This window comes from Pseudomonas sp. 43(2021) (genome assembly GCF_017490805.1).
Lineage (GTDB): Bacteria > Pseudomonadota > Gammaproteobacteria > Pseudomonadales > Pseudomonadaceae > Aquipseudomonas.
In genome coordinates this window covers 21873-40231 of record NZ_JAFGYJ010000036.1, presented here as the reverse complement: position 1 = coordinate 40231, position 18359 = coordinate 21873, and the positions used below count along the sequence as shown (strand labels likewise).

18 protein-coding genes and 1 pseudogene are annotated in these 18359 nt (G+C 66.1%); 12 read left to right on the top strand and 7 right to left on the bottom strand.

Going from position 1 to position 18359, the window contains the following annotated elements; translation table 11 throughout:
- A pseudogene (locus J5M71_RS29370) lies at positions 1-197 on the bottom strand (hypothetical protein); the annotation flags it as partial.
- Between the two features lie 258 nt (positions 198-455).
- The gene (locus tag J5M71_RS23925; protein WP_207837700.1) at positions 456-1082 is read right to left on the bottom strand and encodes a glutathione S-transferase; all 627 of its coding nucleotides are present in this window, start codon (positions 1080-1082) and stop codon (positions 456-458) included.
- Between the two features lie 179 nt (positions 1083-1261).
- Here J5M71_RS23925 and J5M71_RS23920 point away from each other — a divergent pair, with 179 nt between their 5' ends.
- Positions 1262-1579, top strand: a complete 318-nt coding sequence (locus J5M71_RS23920) for a DUF2388 domain-containing protein (protein WP_207837698.1) — start codon at positions 1262-1264, stop codon at positions 1577-1579.
- A gap of 128 nt (positions 1580-1707) precedes the next feature.
- On the opposite strand, the gene glcC is transcribed toward J5M71_RS23920, so the two are convergent.
- Positions 1708-2472, bottom strand: a complete 765-nt coding sequence (gene glcC / locus J5M71_RS23915) for a transcriptional regulator GlcC (protein WP_207837696.1) — start codon at positions 2470-2472, stop codon at positions 1708-1710.
- A 195-nt stretch (positions 2473-2667) separates the two neighbouring features.
- Here glcC and glcD point away from each other — a divergent pair, with 195 nt between their 5' ends.
- The 5 genes from glcD to J5M71_RS23890 all read left to right on the top strand — a co-directional run bounded on the left by glcD (position 2668) and on the right by J5M71_RS23890 (position 9179).
- Positions 2668-4167, top strand: coding sequence for a glycolate oxidase subunit GlcD (glcD, locus tag J5M71_RS23910; protein WP_207837694.1), 1500 nt, complete (start codon positions 2668-2670; stop codon positions 4165-4167).
- On the top strand, positions 4167-5219 hold the full coding sequence (gene glcE / locus J5M71_RS23905) for a glycolate oxidase subunit GlcE (RefSeq protein ID WP_207837692.1): 1053 nt from the start codon (positions 4167-4169) through the stop codon (positions 5217-5219). The genes glcD and glcE overlap by 1 nt, the downstream gene beginning before the upstream one ends.
- A 9-nt stretch (positions 5220-5228) precedes the next feature.
- Positions 5229-6464: a glycolate oxidase subunit GlcF gene (gene glcF, locus J5M71_RS23900; protein WP_207837690.1), complete on the top strand. Its 1236-nt coding sequence runs from the start codon at positions 5229-5231 to the stop codon at positions 6462-6464.
- Complete coding sequence (locus tag J5M71_RS23895) at positions 6457-6855, top strand: heme-binding protein (protein ID WP_207837687.1); 399 nt, start codon at positions 6457-6459, stop codon at positions 6853-6855. Before glcF ends, J5M71_RS23895 begins: the two co-directional genes overlap by 8 nt.
- A 152-nt stretch (positions 6856-7007) precedes the next feature.
- Positions 7008-9179 (top strand): malate synthase G, encoded by a 2172-nt coding sequence (locus J5M71_RS23890; protein WP_207837685.1) that lies wholly within the window; start codon positions 7008-7010, stop codon positions 9177-9179.
- Positions 9180-9305: 126 nt separating this feature from the next.
- Here the strand turns inward: J5M71_RS23890 and J5M71_RS23885 are convergent, their stop codons facing one another.
- On the bottom strand, positions 9306-9887 hold the full coding sequence (locus tag J5M71_RS23885; protein ID WP_207837683.1) for a flavin reductase family protein: 582 nt from the start codon (positions 9885-9887) through the stop codon (positions 9306-9308).
- Positions 9888-10082: 195 nt separating this feature from the next.
- On the opposite strand from J5M71_RS23885, the gene J5M71_RS23880 reads away from it, so the two are divergent.
- Both J5M71_RS23880 and J5M71_RS23875 read left to right on the top strand, forming a co-directional pair.
- Positions 10083-10421, top strand: a complete 339-nt coding sequence (locus tag J5M71_RS23880) for a hypothetical protein (protein ID WP_207837681.1) — start codon at positions 10083-10085, stop codon at positions 10419-10421.
- Positions 10422-10614: 193 nt separating this feature from the next.
- On the top strand, positions 10615-12048 hold the full coding sequence (locus J5M71_RS23875) for a PLP-dependent aminotransferase family protein (protein WP_207837680.1): 1434 nt from the start codon (positions 10615-10617) through the stop codon (positions 12046-12048).
- Here the strand turns inward: J5M71_RS23875 and J5M71_RS23870 are convergent.
- The gene (locus tag J5M71_RS23870; protein WP_207837678.1) at positions 12041-13237 is read right to left on the bottom strand and encodes a cyanate transporter; all 1197 of its coding nucleotides are present in this window, start codon (positions 13235-13237) and stop codon (positions 12041-12043) included. The two genes, J5M71_RS23875 and J5M71_RS23870, sit on opposite strands and share 8 nt — an antisense overlap.
- On the bottom strand, positions 13234-13692 hold the full coding sequence (locus tag J5M71_RS23865) for a nucleoside deaminase (RefSeq protein WP_063914918.1): 459 nt from the start codon (positions 13690-13692) through the stop codon (positions 13234-13236). The genes J5M71_RS23870 and J5M71_RS23865 overlap by 4 nt, the downstream gene beginning before the upstream one ends.
- Positions 13693-13889: 197 nt before the next feature.
- Between J5M71_RS23865 and J5M71_RS23860 the strand changes: the two genes are divergently transcribed.
- Positions 13890-14327 (top strand): carboxymuconolactone decarboxylase family protein, encoded by a 438-nt coding sequence (locus J5M71_RS23860; protein ID WP_207837676.1) that lies wholly within the window; start codon positions 13890-13892, stop codon positions 14325-14327.
- A gap of 130 nt (positions 14328-14457) precedes the next feature.
- Here J5M71_RS23860 and J5M71_RS23855 read toward each other — a convergent pair whose 3' ends face one another.
- Positions 14458-15468, bottom strand: a complete 1011-nt coding sequence (locus J5M71_RS23855; protein ID WP_207837674.1) for an AraC family transcriptional regulator — start codon at positions 15466-15468, stop codon at positions 14458-14460.
- 168 nt (positions 15469-15636) lie between these two features.
- On the opposite strand from J5M71_RS23855, the gene J5M71_RS23850 reads away from it, so the two are divergent.
- Genes J5M71_RS23850 through J5M71_RS23840 form a run of 3 tightly spaced genes read left to right on the top strand, consistent with a single transcriptional unit; the run spans position 15637 to position 18277 of the window.
- Positions 15637-16821: an acetyl-CoA C-acyltransferase family protein gene (locus J5M71_RS23850; protein ID WP_207837672.1), complete on the top strand. Its 1185-nt coding sequence runs from the start codon at positions 15637-15639 to the stop codon at positions 16819-16821.
- Between the two features lie 13 nt (positions 16822-16834).
- Positions 16835-17683 carry a 3-hydroxybutyryl-CoA dehydrogenase gene (locus tag J5M71_RS23845; RefSeq protein ID WP_063914915.1) on the top strand — a complete coding sequence of 283 codons (849 nt, stop codon included), beginning with the start codon at positions 16835-16837 and terminating at the stop codon, positions 17681-17683.
- A gap of 12 nt (positions 17684-17695) precedes the next feature.
- Complete coding sequence (locus J5M71_RS23840; RefSeq protein ID WP_207837669.1) at positions 17696-18277, top strand: TetR/AcrR family transcriptional regulator; 582 nt, start codon at positions 17696-17698, stop codon at positions 18275-18277.
- Positions 18278-18359 lie beyond the last annotated feature (82 nt).

Genomic DNA, 18359 nt, shown 5'->3' with positions numbered 1-18359 from the left:
CCTCCTCCGCCGCCATGGCCACCGCCACCGCCGCTTCCACCACCACCGCCACCATGGCCACCACCACCACCACCACCACCGCTACCATCCTTCGCATACGCGCTGGAGGTACCGCCAATGGAGTCAGGCACCAACACAGCCGAAGCCGACAGCACAGCACCGATAGCCAAAGCCAGCAAGCATTTCCTGAGCATGATGAGCCTCCGCTTGGAGTAGCACAGGGTTGCATGACGCACCCTGTGATTTCCGGCCCCCCCATGGGGCGACCTGCAAACCAGCGCGACCTTCCATCTGCAGCGGTTGAACGAGATCCTTCAGGGCCTGCTGGCCAAATATTTCAGAATGTTTCTTGATTTTTTTGAGCGTAGCCACCCCGCTGCGCTTGTCACCGACCGATCATCAGAATGGTTGGCTCGCCAAAGGCTACTGCACCATGGCCCGGCGAGCCGGATTGGTCAGGAGGCCGCGCGTGGCATCAGCTCATACGGGTGCTTCCACCCTGGCAACCCCTGGATCCGCGCCTTCCATGCCTCGATGTGGGTGAACTGCGCCAACGCAATGCCAGTGTCCTCCGGCATGAACACATACCCCGCCAGCGACAGGTCAGCGATAGTCAGCCGGCCACCGACCATGAACGGCGTCTTCGCCAAGTGCGCGTCGACAATACGGTAGGCCGCCGTGGCACGTTCACGCAGGAACCGGGTCACGTCCGTTTCGCCGGTTTTCTTCAGGCAGAAAAGAAAGCGCAGCGCTGCGTAGTAGCTGGTGAACTTGTGGTTGTCGAACAGCATCCAGCGCCAGATCTCGCGCTTTTCGTCTTCGTCGCGGGGGCCGAACTGCCCGGTTTTTTCTGCGAGGTAGTCAAGGATCAGGGCAGACTGGGTGATGGACTTGCCGGCGTGTTCCAGCACCGGCACCTCGCCTTGCTCGTTCACCTCTTCGCGCCAGGCTTGTTCGCGGGTTTGGCCATTGAAGAAGTCGACGAACACCGGCTGCCAGTCCTGGCCGGTGAGTTCAAGCATGAGCGCGGCCTTGTAGGCGTTTCCGGATTCGGCGAAACAGTGCAGCTTGTAGTCGGGCATGGGCGAGAACCTTCAGTGTCCTTTGAATGATTGGGCCATCAGCCCGAGCAAATCACGCCTGACTCGACATGGTCAATGCCTGTTTCCCGGGACTAACAAGGGAACTACCACCCCACCTGCGCTTTCTTAAACACTGAGTGGTTCAATTACTTGGGCTTCATGCTACTGGAGAACACACCATGCGCCACCTACTCCTCGCCCCTGCGCTGCTGCTCCTGCTGCCTGCCGGTGCTGCCCTGGCTGACGTCGACGCAGGCGACGTCGCAACCTCGGCCGGTGTTTCCGCCTCGCTTTACTCGACCTTCAAGGACGACAAACGGATCATCCCGGCGCGTGACGAACTTTCGGCCTACGTCGCCAGCGGTGGTGCAATCCGTGGCGCCTATGTGGAGTCGGCGCTGGAACAAGCCCGCAAGGACCACCCTGGCCTGCAGGCCAATGATGAAGAGCTGGCCCGGGCCATCCTCTCGCAGGATGACCGCATAGCCGATCATTGATTAAGGTAATCCTGCACCGGCCTCTTCGCGGGTAAACCCGCTCCCACAGGAACCGCACCGACTTCAAACCCAGTGTGGTCCCCTGTAGGAGCGGGTTTACCCGCGAAAGGGCCGGCACAGGCAAAACCTCAACCCCAGCCATCCATGCGCATCGTCGCCCTTACCAACCGCTGCTCTTCCTGCTCGATCTCACGCAAGCTGTCGCGGATCCCGTTGATATGCTCACGCGCCGCGCGCTGCGCCTGCTCGGGCAGTTGCTCCATCACGGCGTGATACAACCGCGCATGCTGGCGGTCGATCTGGCGCTTCTGTGCCGGACGGCAATACAGGTTGTTGACCGAGGCGAACACCGTGCTCAAGGTCAGGTCACTGAGCGATTGCAAGGTATGCACCAGCACCGGGTTGTGCGACGCCTCGCTGATCGCCCGGTGAAAGGCATGGTCGCGGCGGGCATGTTCACGGGCATCGATCGCTTCGGGGGCATCGTGCGCAGCCAGCATTTCTTCATAACGCCGACGAATCAGCAAACGGTCGACCTCGGTGGCCCGCAACGCCGCCAGGCGCGCCGATTCGGCCTCCAGCAACGCCCGTACTTCCAGCAGGTCGAACAGCGTGCGCGGCTGCGAGCTGAACAAGTGCATCAAAGGCGTGGCACCCGCCTGGCCCGTCAGGTCTGCAACGAACGAGCCGCGCCCCTGCTCGGTGTCGATGATGCCGCGCCCGCGCAGGATGCGCAGACCTTCTCGCAGCGCCGAGCGCGAGCAACCCAGCTTGTCCACCAGGCGTCGCTCCGACGGCAGCGCCTGGCCCACCTTCAGCACGCCTTCCACGATCAGCCGCTCGACCCGTTCGGCCACCTGGTCGGCGACCTTGGCCTTGCCTTCAGTACCCACTGCGCACCCTCCTACTGGTAGGACCACTTCGAACACCTGCCTCAATCTAGCCGGGCAAAGCTGTCAATAGCCAGTACCCGTAGCAAAAACTGGTAGGACCAGTTCACCCCGTGCTCGACCCCGGCCGCTGCCACGCGCAGGCTGCAAGGGAGAACGCTTTGCCAACAACAACAAAAACCGTTGCCGAGTGAGCCGATGAATATCCTGTACGACGAACGCGTCGATGGCGCACTGCCCGACATAGACCGGGGCACGCTGCTGCAGGCGCTGCGCGCTGCCCTGCCGGACCTCGAGATCCTGCACCGCGAGGAAGACCTCAAGCCCTATGAATGCGACGGCCTCTCGGCCTACCGCACGGTGCCGCTGCTGGTGGTGCTACCCGAGCGCCTGGAACAGGTGCAGGCGCTGCTCAGGCTCTGCCACCAGCGTGGCGTACCGGTGGTGGCACGCGGTGCCGGTACCGGCCTGTCGGGCGGCGCCCTGCCGCTGGCCAAAGGCATTCTGCTGGTGATGGCGCGCTTCAACCGCATTCTCGAAGTCAACCCGCAGGGCCGCTTCGCCCGTGTGCAGCCTGGCGTGCGCAACCTGGCCATCTCTCAGGCTGCCGCACCCCACGGCCTGTACTATGCGCCGGACCCGTCCTCGCAAATCGCCTGCTCCATCGGCGGTAATGTCGCCGAAAACGCCGGTGGCGTGCATTGCCTGAAGTACGGCCTGACCGTGCACAACCTGCTCAAGGTGGACATCCTCACCGTCGAGGGCGAGCACCTGACCCTCGGCAGCGATGCCCTGGACAGCCCGGGTTTCGACCTGCTGGCGCTGTTCACCGGTTCCGAAGGCATGCTCGGCATCGTCACCGAAGTCACCGTCAAGCTGTTGCCCAAGCCCCAGGTCGCACGGGTGCTGCTGGCCAGTTTCGACAGCGTCGAGGACGCCGGCCGGGCGGTAGCCGAAATCATCGCTGCCGGGATCATCCCCGGCGGCCTTGAGATGATGGACAACCTGGCCATTCGCGCTGCCGAAGACTTCATCCACGCCGGCTACCCGGTGGATGCTGCGGCCATCCTGCTGTGCGAGCTGGATGGCGTCGAGGCCGATGTGCACGACGACTGCGAACGGGTCGCCGCCGTGCTGGCGCAAGCCGGCGCGCGTGATGTACGGCTGGCCTGCGACGAGGCCGAGCGCGTGCGCTTCTGGGCAGGGCGCAAGAACGCCTTCCCGGCGGTGGGGCGCATTTCCCCGGACTACTACTGCATGGACGGCACCATCCCGCGCCGCGAACTACCGCGCGTGCTCAAGGGCATCAGCGAACTGTCCAGCGAATACGGTCTGCGCGTGGCCAACGTATTCCACGCTGGCGATGGCAACATGCACCCGCTGATCCTGTTCGATGCCAACCTGCCCGGCGAGCTGGAACGTGCCGAAGCCATCGGCGGCAAGATCCTCGAACTGTGTGTGGCCGTGGGCGGCAGCATCACCGGCGAGCACGGCGTGGGGCGCGAGAAGATCAACCAGATGTGCGCACAGTTCAACAGCGACGAAATCACCCTGTTCCATGCGGTCAAGGCCGCCTTCGATCCACAGGGCCTGCTCAACCCCGGCAAGAACATCCCCACCCTGCACCGCTGCGCCGAGTTCGGCGCCATGCATGTGCACCATGGGCAACTGCCCTTCCCCGAACTGGAGCGCTTCTGATGAGCATGGACCGCGACATCAGCCAGGCCCTGCTGGAGCAGGTCAACCAGGCGCTGAACCAGGCCACGCCGCTGCGTATCCAGGGCGGCAACAGCAAGGCCATGCTCGGCTGCCCGGTGGACGGCGAGGTGCTGGACACCCGCAGCCACCGGGGCATCGTCAGCTACGACCCGACCGAACTGGTGCTCACCGCCCGCGCCGGCACGCCACTGCGCGAGATCGAGGCGGCGCTACACGAAGCTGGCCAGATGCTGCCTTGCGAACCACCACACCTTGGCCCCGACGCCACCCTGGGTGGCATGGTCGCGGCCGGGCTGTCAGGCCCACGGCGGCCGTGGGCCGGGTCAGTGCGCGACTATGTGTTGGGCACGCGGGTGATCACCGGCCACGGCAAGCTGCTGCGCTTTGGTGGCGAAGTGATGAAGAACGTCGCCGGCTATGACGTGTCGCGGCTGATGGCGGGCAGCTTCGGCTGCCTCGGGTTGCTGACCGAAGTGTCGCTGAAAGTACTGCCCCGCCCACGCCAATGCCTCAGCCTGCGCCTGCCGATGGGCCGCCACCAGGCGCTGGCGGCGCTGGCCGAGTGGGGCCAGCAGCCGCTGCCGATCAGCGCGGCCTGCCATGACGGCGACGCGCTGTACCTGCGCCTGGAAGGCGGAGAAGGCTCGGTGCAGTCGGCGCGCCAACGCCTGGGCGGCGAAGCACTGGACAGCCGCTTCTGGAGCGACCTGCGCGAGCAGCGCCTGGCATTCTTTGCCGACCCCGCGCCGCTGTGGCGCCTGTCCGTGCCCAACGCCACCGGCGACCTGGACCTGCCCGGCCAGCAGCTGATCGACTGGGGTGGAGCCCAGCGCTGGCTCAAGTCCACGGCACCGGCACAGGACATCCGCCGGCAGGTGGCCAAGGTCGGTGGCCATGCCACCTGCCATGCCCCTGGCGCTGCCAGCAGCCCACCGCTGCCCGCTGCGCTGATGCGCTACCACCGTGCGCTCAAGCAGCAACTCGACCCCCAGGGGGTGTTCAACCCTGGCCGCCTGTACCCGGACCTGTGAGGCCAGACCATGCAAACCAACCTGAGTGAAACCGCCCGGCGCCTGGCCCGCGCCGACGAGGCCGAAAGCATCCTGCGCTCCTGCGTGCACTGTGGCTTCTGCACCGCCACGTGCCCCACCTACCAGCTGCTGGGCGATGAACTGGACGGCCCACGCGGGCGCATCTACCTGATCAAGCAGATGCTCGAAGGCGCGCCGATCACCGCCAGCACCCAGTTGCACCTGGATCGCTGCCTGACCTGCCGCAACTGTGAAACCACCTGTCCTTCCGGGGTGAAGTACCACGACCTGCTGGACATCGGCCGCGCCGTGGTCGAACAGCAGGTGCCGCGCCCGCTCGGCCAGCGCCTGCTGCGCCAGGGCCTGCGTGCAGTGGTGCCACGCCCGGCGCTGTTCAAGGCCCTGACCCGCGGCGGCCAGGCCCTGCGCCCGCTGCTGCCGGCCACGCTCAAGCGCAAGCTGCCGGCGCGAGTCACCGCCCCCGGCCAACGCCCCGCGCCGCGCCATGCGCGTCGGGTGCTGATGCTCGAAGGCTGCGTGCAACCGGCGCTGTCGCCCAATACCAATGCTGCTGCCGCACGCCTGCTGGATCGCCTGGGCATCAGCGTGGTACCGATCCAGCAGGCCGGCTGCTGTGGCGCGGTGGACTATCACCTCAATGCCCAGGAACAAGGCTTGCAGCGGGCGCGGCGCAATATCGATGCCTGGTGGCCAGCCATCGAGGCAGGCGCCGAGGCTATCGTGCAAACCGCCAGCGGCTGCGGCGCGTTCGTGCGCGACTACGGCCACCTGCTGGAAAAGGACCCACGCTACGCCGCCAAGGCCGCACGGGTCAGCGCCCTGTCCCGCGATCTGGTGGAGGTGCTGCGCGACGAGCCGGTCGAGCAACTGGGCCTGTGCGCCGAACAGCGCCTGGCCTTCCATTGCCCGTGCACCCTGCAGCACGCGCTGAAGCTGGGCGGTGCGGTGGAGGCGTTGCTGACACGCCTGGGCTTCACCTTGACCCCGGTACCGGACGGCCACCTGTGCTGCGGCTCGGCCGGCACCTATTCGCTGACCCAGCCTGAGCTGTCGCTGCAACTGCGTGACAACCGCCTCAACGCCCTGGAAAGCGGCAAACCGCAAGTCATCGCCACCGCCAACATTGGCTGCCAGGCCCACCTCGACGGGGCCGGGCGCACACCAGTGCGACACTGGATCGAAATCGTCGAAGCAGCCTTGAACCCGGAGAACCACCATGCATAGCAAGTCCGTGATCGGCCAGGCCGAAGTCACCCGCGTGCTGACCGCCGCCCGCCAGGAAGCCCAGGCGCAACAATGGAACGTGACCATTGCCGTGGTCGACGACGGCGGCCACCCGCTGGCCCTGGAGCGCCTGGACGGCTGCGCGCCGGCCAGCGCCTATATCGCGTTGGAAAAGGCCCGCACTGCCGCGCTGGGGCGCAAGGAGACGCGGGATTACGAGGAGATGGTCAATGGTGGCCGTACTGCTTTCGTCACGGCACCGCTGCTGACCAGCCTGGAAGGTGGCGTGCCGCTGCGGGTGGATGGGCAGGTGGTAGGGGCGATCGGCGTATCCGGGGTCAAGGCCGAGCAGGATGCCCAAGTGGCCAAGGCCGGGGCGGCTGCCCTCTGAATTCTGTGCCGGCCTCTTCGCGGGCTTGCCCGCTCCTACAGGGTTTTCACAAGACCTGAGACCTGTGCAGTACCTGTGGGAGCGGGTTAACCCGCGAAGAGGCCGGCACAGGCAACAACTTTCCAGAAGCCTGAACATAGAGCGAACAGACAATGCCAAACCATCCACTCCAGATCGCCCCCACCCTGCAGCGCTTCATCGAAGACGAAGTGCTCCCCGGCACCGGCATCGAAGCCCACTCCTTCTGGCAAGGCTTCAGCACCCTGGTCCATGACCTCGCCCCGCAAAACCGCGCCCTGCTCGCCGAACGCGAGCGCCTGCAGACCGAACTGGACAACTGGCACCGCCAGCACCCCGGCCCGATCCGTGACATGGCCGCCTACCAGCATTTCCTGCAGGGCATCGGCTACCTCGTGGAGGCACCCGCAAGCGTGCAGGTCAGCACCCGTAACGTAGACCGCGAAATTGCCGTACAGGCCGGCCCGCAACTGGTGGTGCCGCTGAGCAACGCCCGCTACGCCCTGAATGCTGCCAACGCCCGCTGGGGCTCGCTCTACGATGCCCTGTACGGCACCGATGCCATCGCCGAAACCGGTGGCGCCGAACGTGGCCAGGGCTACAACCCGCAACGCGGCGCCAAGGTGATCGCCTATGGCCGACAGTTCCTCGATACCTCTGCCCCGCTCGACGGTGCGTCGCACAACGACGCCAAGGCCTACGCGATCAACCAGGGCATGCTGCAGGTAACCCTGGCCGATGGCCGCCAGGTCGGCCTCAGGCAGCCCGCGCAACTGCGTGGCTACCAAGGTGAGCCGAACACGCCAACAGCGATCCTGTTGCAGCACCACCAACTGCATTTCGAAATCCAGGTCGACCCGGCCAACGCGATCGGCCAGCAGGACCCGGCCGGGGTCAAGGACATCCTCCTGGAAGCCGCGCTCACCACCATCATCGACTGCGAGGACTCGGTAGCTGCCGTGGACGCCGACGACAAGGTCAACGTCTACCGCAACTGGCTGGGCCTGATGAAAGGCGACCTCAGCGAGCAGGTCAGCAAGGGCGGCAAAACCTTCAACCGCACCCTGGCCGAAGACCGCCACTACCGCGGCGCTAACGGCCAGCCACTGACCCTGCCGGGCCGCTCGCTGCTGTTTATCCGCAACGTCGGCCACCTGATGACCAACCCGGCCATCCACGACCGCGATGGCCGGGAAATCCCGGAGGGCATCCTCGATGCCGTGGTCACCAGCCTGATCGGCCTGCATGACCTCAAGCGCCGCGGCAACTCCCGCGAAGGCAGCCTGTACATCGTCAAGCCAAAGATGCACGGACCGGCCGAGGTGGCCTTTGCCGACCAGCTGTTCGGCCGCGTCGAAGCCCTGTTGGGCCTGCCCGCACACACGCTGAAGATGGGCATCATGGACGAGGAGCGGCGTACCAGCGTCAACCTCAAGGCCTGCATCGCCAGCGCCGCGTCACGTGTGGTGTTCATCAACACCGGCTTCCTCGACCGCACCGGTGACGAGATGCACACGGCCATGGAAGCCGGCGCCATGCTGCGCAAGGGCGACATGAAGGGCAGCGCCTGGATCCAGGCCTACGAGCGCAGCAACGTACTGGTGGGGCTGGCCTGTGGCCTGCGCGGCAAGGCGCAGATCGGCAAGGGCATGTGGGCCATGCCCGACCTGATGGCGGCCATGCTCGAACAGAAAATCGCCCAGCCCAAGGCCGGAGCCAACACAGCCTGGGTGCCCTCACCCACCGCCGCAACACTGCATGCGCTGCACTACCACCAGGTAGATGTGGCGGCCGTGCAGCAAACGCTGGAACAGATTGACCTGAATGCCCAGCGCGCGGAGTTGCTGCATGACCTGCTCAGCGTCCCGGTCAGCCCCGAGCGGCCCTGGAGCGCAGCCGACATCCAGGCCGAACTGGACAACAACTGCCAAGGTATCCTCGGTTACGTGGTGCGCTGGGTCGAGCAAGGCGTCGGCTGCTCCAAGGTGCCGGATATCCATGATGTGGGCCTGATGGAAGACCGCGCGACCCTGCGGATTTCGGCGCAGCACATTGCCAACTGGCTGCACCATGGGGTGGTCGATGCCGAACAGGTCGAGGCGACCTTGCAACGCATGGCCCGCGTGGTCGACCAGCAGAATGCCGGGGACCCGGCGTACCGGCCGATGGCGGCCGGTTTCGAGGCATCGCATGCCTTCCGCGCTGCGCGTGAGCTGGTGTTTAAGGGGCGGCAGCAGCCCAGTGGCTATACCGAACCGTTGCTGCATGGCTGGCGCTTGCGCTTCAAGCAGGATGTCGGGCGCTGATGCTGACAGGGGCCGCCATGCGGCCCGATCGCCAGCAAGCCAGCGCCCACAGGACCACACAGGCTTCAGGCCTGGGGGATACCTGTGGGAGCCGGCTTGCCGGCGATGAGGCCGGTGCCGGTGTAATCAATTTTGCGAATCGACCACCAGCGGCTCGCCAATCGCATAAAAATGCCCACCCGCCACATAGTGCAAACTGCGCCACTGCGGGTCGGCATGCTCGTAGGCCCAGTGGCCATCGCGGAACACCCGGTCATCGGCCCAGGCCGCCACCACCTCGCCAATGAACAGGTCGTAAGTATTCTGGTTGTGCGGCTCGTCGATCACCCGACACATCAACCAGGCCGAACAGCCCTCCACCAACGGCGCCGCATGCCCCTCGACCCGCGCCAGCTGCACACCAATGCTGGCGAGCTTGTCAGGCTGGTCGAACAGGCTGCGGGTACCCACCTGATGGGTCAGTTGCGCCTGCGCCGCGGTTGGCACCTGAATGACGAACCAGCCACTGCCCTCCACCAACTGCCGGGTGCGGGCGCTCTTGTCGAGCACCACGGTCACCTTGGGTGGATCGAAATCCAGCGCACAGGCCCAGGCAGCCGCCATGACATTGTCCACCCCTTCGTGGCTGGCCGACACCAGCACCGTCGGGCCGTGGTTCAGCAGGCGATAGGCCTTTTTCAGGTCGATGGCTTGGAAATGGCTGTTCATGGCAATCCTCGGCAAGGCAGGTAGCGGGCGGCAGATTGTGCCGCAGGCACCGTCCTCTCGCCAGCTTGGGGGGCATCCCGGTCGCTTCAGAAATTTCCTACAAGACGCTCGGAAGCGTCCTAATTGTGGGCCCTGCCCACTGAAAACATGATCGGCACTGGATGACGCAAGGTCGCGATCCAGAGGAGTTTATGCATGCACCCGTACGCCCGCCCCACCGCCGAATTGCGCAGCACCCTGCGCGAACTGCTGGCCCATGACATGAACAACCCGGATGAAGACCCCCACCTGTCGGGGGTGATGTTCTTCTGCGCCACCGATGAACGCTCCCGCCAACTGATCGAGCGTATCGAGTTGCTGGCCAGCGAGGTGTTCTTCGACCCGAACGGGCGGGTCATTTCCGAGCATATGAAAGCGGCGGCGGTGGAAGGCGTGCGCATCAAACGCAACCGCAAGGCGCCGGCGGACGAGACGGTGATACGCATTGCGCTGGCGGACAAGGGCTACATCACGGTGAGCACTGCCCGGATCTGAGTTTGCGTTGGCTTTCCGGGGGTGCTTCGCACCCCATCGCGACACAAGGCCGCTCCCACAGGTACAGCGCTGCATTCAAAGTCTGTGATGTTACTGTGGGAGCGGCCTTGTGTCGCGATGGGCCGCAAAGCGGCCCCCTGCCCTTCCCCAGCCAATCCGCTATCCTGAGCAATCCCCTGCTCCGGACCACACCATGGAACTGCACATTCGCCTGGAAGGCCGCAAAGGCCTGGCAGACCAGCTTTACCAGCAACTGCGTGCCGGCATCGACAGCGGCCATCTGGCCGCCGGCACTCAACTGCCGCCAAGCCGCCTGCTGGCAGTGCAGTTGGGCGTATCGCGCAAGACCGTTGCCGAGGCCTATTCCCGGCTGACCTACGACAATCTGCTAAGCGGCGTGGTCGGCCGTGGCACCTTCATCACCCCGCGCCAGCCGCTGCGCAACAGCGAATCAAGCGCCATTCCCCTGGCCGGTGCCGCCTCGCTCGAACGCTGGCGGCAACGCGCCACCGTGCTGAGCCAACGTCAGTTGGAGGCACCCTCGCGCTATGACTTTATCGGCGGGGCGTCGAGCAAGGCGCAGTTCCCGTTCGACCAGTGGCGCAGTTGCCTGAACTATGCCCTGCGCCGCAGCCAGCGTCACCCCGAGCGACAGTTCGCGGCCCAGGGCCTGCCAGAGCTGCGCGAGGCCATCGCCCACCATGTCGCCTACGCCCGCGGCGTGCACTGCAGCGCCGCCGACCTGCTGGTGTGCAACGGCGCCCAGCAGGCACTGGACCTGATCGCCCGGGTGCTGGTCGAGCCAGGTTGCCAGGTGGCCATGGAAGACCCCGGCTACCCGCCGGCGCGGCAACTGTTCCTGGCCCTGGGCGCACGCCTGCAATCGGTACCGGTGGACGATGAAGGCCTGTGCGTGGAGCAGATCGCCGACGGCACCCGGCTGATCTATGTGACGCCCTCGCACCAGTTCCCGCTGGGCATGCCGATGAGCGAGCCACGCCGGCACGCCCTGCTGGCACGGGCCGCCGAGCTGGGTGCACTGATCATCGAAGACGACTACGACTGCGAATTCCGCTACCACGGCCCCGCCGCGGATGCTTTGCAGCGCCTCGACCGCCATGGCCTGGTGGCCTATGTGGGGACCTTTTCCAAGACCTTGCTGCCCGAGCTGCGCCTGGGCTACGCCGTACTACCGCCCGCCGTGTTGAAGGCCGCCTGCGTGGCCAAGCACCTCAGCGACTGGCACAGCCCGACCCTGTTGCAGTGGGCACTGGCGCGGTTTCTCGGCGAAGGCCACCTGAACAAGCACATACGCCGTTGCCACGAGGTCTACAGCGCCCGCCGCGAACGCATCCTCGCGCGCCTGGGCGGTGACCTGGCGCCGTGGTTCAGCGCCATCCCCGCCAGCGCCGGTTTCCACCTCAGCGCGCTGGCCAAACCTGGGGTCGATGTAGAACTGCTGGCCAACCTCGCGCGCAAGGTGGAGGTCGGCCTGTACTCGCTGGCACCGTTCTTCAGCGAAGCGCCAGTGCGCCCGGGGCTGTTGCTGGGCTTCGGCGCCATCGAGCTGCTGGACATCGACCCGGCGCTGGACCGGGTGCGCGACACCCTGCAGCGCCTCAGTTGACTGGCGCGGCCTTGCCCCCGACAACCGGGCGGGCAATGGCAGCGGCATAACCGCGTGGGTTGAAGCACGCGGTTACCAGCAGCATCGCCACCACAGTCACGGTCAGCAGCGTCCACGAGGCCTGGAAATCACCGCTCATATCGCGCAACCAGCCGGTGACGTACGGCACGATGCCGGTGATGATGAAGCCGATACCCTGCACGAACGCCGCCAGGCTGCCAGCCTCGGCAGGCGTCTTCAGGTGTTCCAGGGTCAGCGTCAGGCTCTGGCTGAAGCAGGCCCCCAGGCCGAAACCGATCATCGCCACCCACAGCCCCGAGGCCAGTGTTGGTGCCAGCAGCAGGCCGAGGAAACCCACCAGCTGGATCGCCAATGCCAGGCACAGGCCCGGGCGCCGGTCTGCCCAGCGTCGCAGCAACAGTGGCAGGCCCAGTGCACCGGCCACCTGGAAGATGGTCATCAGGCCAACCAGGTCGGCGCCGCCCTGGGCGCTGCCGCTGTGCTCGATGTGATAGGCCGGCAACCAGGCCACCATGCTGGTGTAGCCGCCGTTGATCAAGCCGAAATACAGCGCCAGCAACCAGGCCCGGCGCGTACCGAACCAGTGCCCGCCGGTGGCACCGGCCAGCTTCGGCGCCTCCTGGCGTGGCCGCAGCGCGGCCCAGGCCAGCACCGCCAGTACGGCCGGGATCGCCCACAGGCCCAGGCCGGCCTGCCAGCGGCCGAAGTAGCCACTGATATGCGGCCCGAGCACGGCAGCCAGGCCGCCGCCACTCATCAGTGCTGCCGAATACAGGCCCATCGCTCCCGCCAGGCGCCCGGGGAACCAGCGGTTGACCAGCCCCGGCATCATGCCCTGCACTACCGCCACCCCCAGGCCGGCGACCACCGCACTGGCAAGCAGCGCCCAGGCGCTGTCCAGTTGCAGGCGCCACAGGCAGGCCAGAGCGATGGCAGCCAGGCCAGCGAGCATGCCGCCATGTTCGCTGATCCAGCGCCGCAACCAGGGTTGCAGCAAGGGCACCAGGCCCATGCACAGCACCGGCAACGCCGTCAGCAAGGCTGCCTGCTGGTAACCCAGGCCGGTGCTGGCGCGCATGGGTTCGAGCAACGGGCCGATACTGGTCAGGATCGGCCGCAGGTTCAGTGCCAGCAGGATGACCAGCAACAGGTTCAATGCCGCTCTCATTGTGCGTTGGCCTGTTTCCATTCAAGGTACAGACCGGCTTCGCCGCTGGGCTTCAGTGCGCGCAGCGGCAGGCTCTGCTGCTGGGGCGGGCGAGCCATCTGCGCGTATACCGCCGCGGTGGACAAACCGTAGGCTTCGCCCTCGGCGTTGTCGTAGGCAAACCAGGCCCGCTCGATGCCACACAGGTGCATGGCCGCCAGGCACATCGGGCACGGGTGGCCGCTGGCGTAGATTTCGGCGCCGTCCAGGCGCGCCTGGCCCAGGGCATGGCTGGCCTTGCGGATGGCCTGCATCTCGGCGTGGGCGGTCGGGTCCTGGGTGCTGTGGATCTCGTTGACCGCACGCGCCAGCACCTGCCCCTGGTACACGAGCACGGCGCCGAAGGGCCGGCCACCGGCCTGAATATTGGCGCGGGCCAGGTCGAGGGCTTCGCGCATGTAGCGTTCTTCGGACATCAATCGGTCCTCCTGTTGCAAGACCTGGTCATTATCCGGGCTTGAGCGGCCTGGCAGAAATGAAGAGATTGGATGCCTGTCAGTGGCCTCCCAAATGGCCGATTGGCCTCCCGCTTATGCGCGTGATTGGCTATCGGGCGGGCCAACGGGCGACGCTACAGTAGCGCCATCCCTCCCCTCACCCTTTGGAGACAGCCATGCATAACCGTATCGAATGGGCCAAGCACGCCCCCGAAGCCTACAAAGCCATGGTCGGCCTGGAGCAGGCCCTGGCCAAGAGCGGCCTGGAGAATTCCCTGCTGGAGCTGGTGCGCCTGCGGGCTTCGCAGATCAACGGCTGCGCCTACTGCGTCAACCTGCACGCCAACGATGCGCGCAAGGCCGGTGAGACCGAGGCACGCCTGCAGACCTTGTGCGTCTGGCAGGAAACCGCCTACTTCACCCCGCGCGAACGTGCCGCCCTGGCCTGGGTGGAGAGCCTGACCCGGCTGCCCGAGCACGGCGCGCCGCAGGCAGAATATGAGGCCTTGCAGCAACACTTCGAGCCGGCCGAGGTGGCCAGCCTGACCTTGGCAATTGCCACCATCAATGCCTGGAACCGTTTCGGGGTCGGGTTTGCCATGGTGCCGGCCTGATCATTGATCGGAGCCTGTGCCGGCCTCTTCGCGGGCTTGCCCGCTCCCACAGGGATCTCACGGAATCTGAAAGTTGCGCCGTACCTGTGGGAGCGGGCAAGCCCGCGAAGAGGCCGGCACAGGCAACATCTCAACGTCCGGCCAACCGCGCCCGGTAGCTCCCGGGGCTCTGCCCGGTCCACTTCTTGAACGCCCGGTGAAACGCACTGGGCTCCTGGAACCCCGTCTGCTCGGCAATCTCGGCAATGCTCAACTCCCCTTCGCGCAACCGCTCGAAGGCCGTTGCCCGGCGCACCTCATCCTTGATCTGCTGGTACGAACGCCCCTCCCGCTCCAGTTGCCGACGGAAGGTACTGGCACTGACTCCCTGCTGCTGCGCCAGCGCCGCCAGCGTCGGCCACTGCCCATAGCGCCGCGCCCGTAGGTGCCGATACACCTCGGCCACCAGCCCGTTCTGGTTGCGAAAGCGAATCACCAGCCCCTGCGGCGCGCTGCGCAGGAAGGTTTTCAGGGCCGCCAGGTCCTGCACCACTGGCAGGCGCAGGTAGGCGCTGTCGAACTCCACTTCGGTGCGCCCGCTGCCCAGGCGCAGGTCCGGCCCCCACAGCAGCAGGTCGTCCTCCTGGGCCGGGCGCGACACCGCCAGCTCGGTGCGGTCGATGGCGATGCGCCGCCCGGCCAGCCAGCACAGCATGCCGATCATCAGCACCAGGTAGGTTTCCTCGGCGTACACCCGGGTCAGCGGGTCGGCAATGCTCGACTGCACGCTGATCAACGCCCGCCCGCCGCGCACCGTCAGGCTACCGCGCAAATCACGCAGGAACAGGCCGAAACCAGCCATGCACTGGCGCAAGGCTTTCTCCAGGTTCGGCTCCAGGATCAGGCCTCGGCAGATCAGGGCGAAGCTGCCCGGCGGCATGCCGTGGCTGTCGAGACGGAAGAACTCGTCGTCCAGGCGCTGGATCAGCGCCAGCCACAGCTGGGCGAAAGCCTTGGCCGGTACACGGGCCTGGGGCTGCTCGAGCAGTTGCGGGTCGATGCCCACCGCACGCAGCTGCGCATCGCGTTCGGCGGGGCAATCGCGCAGGGCATGGAGCATGGCATTGAGGAAGTACACGGCGACCGAATCGCTATCGCGCATGGCGGTTTTCGCTGTCTATGCTGAGTGGCAAAAAGTGCCAGGTTGTTTGAACAGTTCCGGCATAGGCTGCAACAGAGCCTTTGCCTAGACTCGGACCCACTCCGGGATCGCCGGCCATTCTCGCAGAGCCTGGCCCCGTCCCGCCATGCCTTCGCAATCGGAGCCCCTATGAGCAGCGCAGAAATCTACGTCGTCAGTGCCGTCCGTTCAGCCATTGGTGGCTTTGGCGGTTCCCTCAAGGACCTGCCGCTGGCCGACCTGGCCAGCGCGATCACCCGTGCCGCCATCGAGCGCTCGGGCGTGGCCGCCGAGCAAGTCGGCCACCTGGTGATGGGCACGGTGATCCCCACCGAACCGCGCGACGCCTACCTGGCCCGTGTAGCGGCAATGAACGCCGGCATCCCCAAGGAAACCCCGGCATTCAACGTCAACCGCCTGTGCGGCTCGGGCCTGCAGGCCATCGTCTCGGCGGCCCAATGCCTGCTGCTGGGCGACACCGACGTGGCCGTGGCGGCCGGCGCCGAATCCATGAGCCGTGGCCCGTACCTGCTGCCGCAGGCACGCTGGGGCGCACGCATGGGTGACCTGCAAGGCATCGACTACACCGTCGGCGTGCTGCAGGACCCGTTCGAACACTTCCATATGGGCATCACTGCCGAGAACGTTGCGGCCAAGCACGGCATTACCCGCGAAATGCAGGACGAACTGGCCCTGACCAGCCAGCGCCGCGCCGCGCGCGCCATTGCCGAAGGCCGCTTCGCCAGCCAGATCGTCCCGCTGGAACTGAAAACCCGCAAGGGCAGCGTGCAATTCAGCACCGACGAGCATGTGCGTGGCGAGGTGACCGCCGAACAACTGGCGGGGATGAAGACGGTATTCAAAAAGGACGGCACCGTTACCGCCGGCAACGCCAGTGGCATCAACGACGGCGCTGGCGGCCTGGTACTGGCCAGTGGTGATGCGGTACGCCGCCTGGGCCTGAAGCCGCTGGCACGCCTGGTGGGCTACGCCCATGCCGGCATCGAGCCTGAACTGATGGGCCTTGGCCCGATCCCGGCCACCCGCAAGGTGCTGGAGAAGACCGGCCTGAAGGTGCAGGACCTGGATGTGATCGAGTCCAACGAAGCTTTCGCCGCCCAGGCCTGCGCCGTGGCCCGCGAACTGGGCTTCGACCCGGAAAAGGTCAACCCCAACGGCTCGGGTATTTCCCTCGGCCACCCGGTGGGTGCCACCGGCGCGATCATCGCCACCAAAGCCATCCATGAGCTGCAACGCATCCAGGGCCGCTATGCCCTGGCCACCATGTGCATCGGCGGTGGCCAAGGCATCGCCGTGGTCTTCGAGCGCGTCTGAGGGAGCCTGACACATGAGCATTGAACAGATCGCCGTGATCGGCGCCGGCACCATGGGCAACGGCATTGCCCAGGTGTGTGCGGTGGCCGGCTACCAGGTGCTGCTGGTGGACGTTTCCGACGCAGCGCTGGAGCGCGGCGTGGCCACCTTGAGCAAGAACCTCGAGCGCCAGGTCAGCAAAGGCACCCTCGACGCCGACAAGGCGGCAGCCGCCCGGACCCGCATTCGCACCAGCACCGACTACACCCAGCTGAGCGGCGCGCAGCTGGTGATCGAGGCCGCCACCGAGAACCTGCAGCTCAAGCAGCGCATCCTGCAGCAGGTGGCCGCCAACGTCGCCGCCGACTGCCTGATCGCCACCAACACCTCGTCGCTGTCGGTCACCCAGCTGGCAGCCAGCATCGAGCACCCCGAGCGTTTCATTGGCGTGCACTTCTTCAACCCGGTGCCGATGATGGCGCTGGTCGAGATCATTCGCGGCCTGCAGACCAGCGACAGCACCTACGCCCAGGCGCTGGTGGTGACCGAAAAGGTCGGCAAGACCCCGATAACCGCCGGCAACCGCCCGGGCTTCGTGGTCAACCGCATCCTGGTGCCGATGATCAACGAAGCGATCTTCGTGCGCCAGGAAGGCCTGGCCAGTGCCGAGGACATCGACACCGGCATGCGCCTGGGCTGCAACCAGCCAATCGGCCCGCTGGCCCTGGCCGACCTGATCGGCCTGGACACCCTGCTGGCGATCATGGAGGCCTTCCATGAAGGCTTCAACGACAGCAAGTACCGCCCTGCCCCGTTGCTCAAGGAAATGGTCGCGGCCGGTTGGCTGGGGCGCAAGAGCGGCCGCGGTTTCTTCACCTACTGAGGAGCGAACGCCATGCCCCCGGTCAATGCCGCGATGCGCTGTGCCAACTTTGAAGAGCGACGTGACCGGGCCATGGCGCTGTTTGCCGAAAAGGGCTTTGGCCAGGTCAGCATGCGCGAGCTGGCGGCCCACGTGGGGCTGACCGCGGGCTCGCTGTACCATCACTTCCCCAGCAAGCAGGACTTGTTGTACGACCTGATCGAGGAGTTGTACGAGGAGTTGCAGGCCACCCTGGACCAAGGGCGCCGGGCCATGGCTCGCGGGGCGTCGGCGTTGAGCTGCCTGATTGCCGCGCACTGGCAGCTGCATGCCGAGCGGCCCATGCAGTTTCGGCTGGCGGAGCGGGACTTCTGTTGCCTGAACGACGACCAGCAGGCGCGTCTGGCCTTGTTGCGCAAGCGCTATGAGGCAGGGTTGCTGAGGTTGATCGCACCGCAGGCGAAGTTGCAGGGGCAGGCTCTGGTGGCCACGGCGCATGTGGTGGCGACGCTGCTGAACCAGTTGCCGGGGATGTTGAAGGCCTTGCCCGAAGAACAGGGGCTGGGGCTGATGGAAAGCATGCTGGTGGGTGGGCTGGAGCGGACCCTGCGCTAGCCTGTTCCGGCCCTTTCGCGGGTAAACCCGCTCCCACAGGAACTGTGCAAATCCAAAGACCTGCACAGTTCCTGTGGGAGCG

Bases quoted from the DNA above. Each gene is read 5' to 3' on its own strand.
- J5M71_RS23925 (WP_207837700.1), bottom strand. From the start codon at position 1,082: ATGCCCGACTACAAGCTGCACTGTTTCGCCGAATCCGGAAACGCCTAC.
- J5M71_RS23920 (WP_207837698.1), top strand. From the start codon at position 1,262: ATGCGCCACCTACTCCTCGCCCCTGCGCTGCTGCTCCTGCTGCCTGCC.
- glcD (WP_207837694.1), top strand. From the start codon at position 2,668: ATGAATATCCTGTACGACGAACGCGTCGATGGCGCACTGCCCGACATA.
- glcE (WP_207837692.1), top strand. From the start codon at position 4,167: ATGAGCATGGACCGCGACATCAGCCAGGCCCTGCTGGAGCAGGTCAAC.
- glcF (WP_207837690.1), top strand. From the start codon at position 5,229: ATGCAAACCAACCTGAGTGAAACCGCCCGGCGCCTGGCCCGCGCCGAC.
- J5M71_RS23895 (WP_207837687.1), top strand. From the start codon at position 6,457: ATGCATAGCAAGTCCGTGATCGGCCAGGCCGAAGTCACCCGCGTGCTG.
- J5M71_RS23890 (WP_207837685.1), top strand. From the start codon at position 7,008: ATGCCAAACCATCCACTCCAGATCGCCCCCACCCTGCAGCGCTTCATC.
- J5M71_RS23885 (WP_207837683.1), bottom strand. From the start codon at position 9,887: ATGAACAGCCATTTCCAAGCCATCGACCTGAAAAAGGCCTATCGCCTG.
- J5M71_RS23880 (WP_207837681.1), top strand. From the start codon at position 10,083: ATGCACCCGTACGCCCGCCCCACCGCCGAATTGCGCAGCACCCTGCGC.
- J5M71_RS23875 (WP_207837680.1), top strand. From the start codon at position 10,615: ATGGAACTGCACATTCGCCTGGAAGGCCGCAAAGGCCTGGCAGACCAG.
- J5M71_RS23870 (WP_207837678.1), bottom strand. From the start codon at position 13,237: ATGAGAGCGGCATTGAACCTGTTGCTGGTCATCCTGCTGGCACTGAAC.
- J5M71_RS23865 (WP_063914918.1), bottom strand. From the start codon at position 13,692: ATGTCCGAAGAACGCTACATGCGCGAAGCCCTCGACCTGGCCCGCGCC.
- J5M71_RS23860 (WP_207837676.1), top strand. From the start codon at position 13,890: ATGCATAACCGTATCGAATGGGCCAAGCACGCCCCCGAAGCCTACAAA.
- J5M71_RS23855 (WP_207837674.1), bottom strand. From the start codon at position 15,468: ATGCGCGATAGCGATTCGGTCGCCGTGTACTTCCTCAATGCCATGCTC.
- J5M71_RS23850 (WP_207837672.1), top strand. From the start codon at position 15,637: ATGAGCAGCGCAGAAATCTACGTCGTCAGTGCCGTCCGTTCAGCCATT.
- J5M71_RS23845 (WP_063914915.1), top strand. From the start codon at position 16,835: ATGAGCATTGAACAGATCGCCGTGATCGGCGCCGGCACCATGGGCAAC.
- J5M71_RS23840 (WP_207837669.1), top strand. From the start codon at position 17,696: ATGCCCCCGGTCAATGCCGCGATGCGCTGTGCCAACTTTGAAGAGCGA.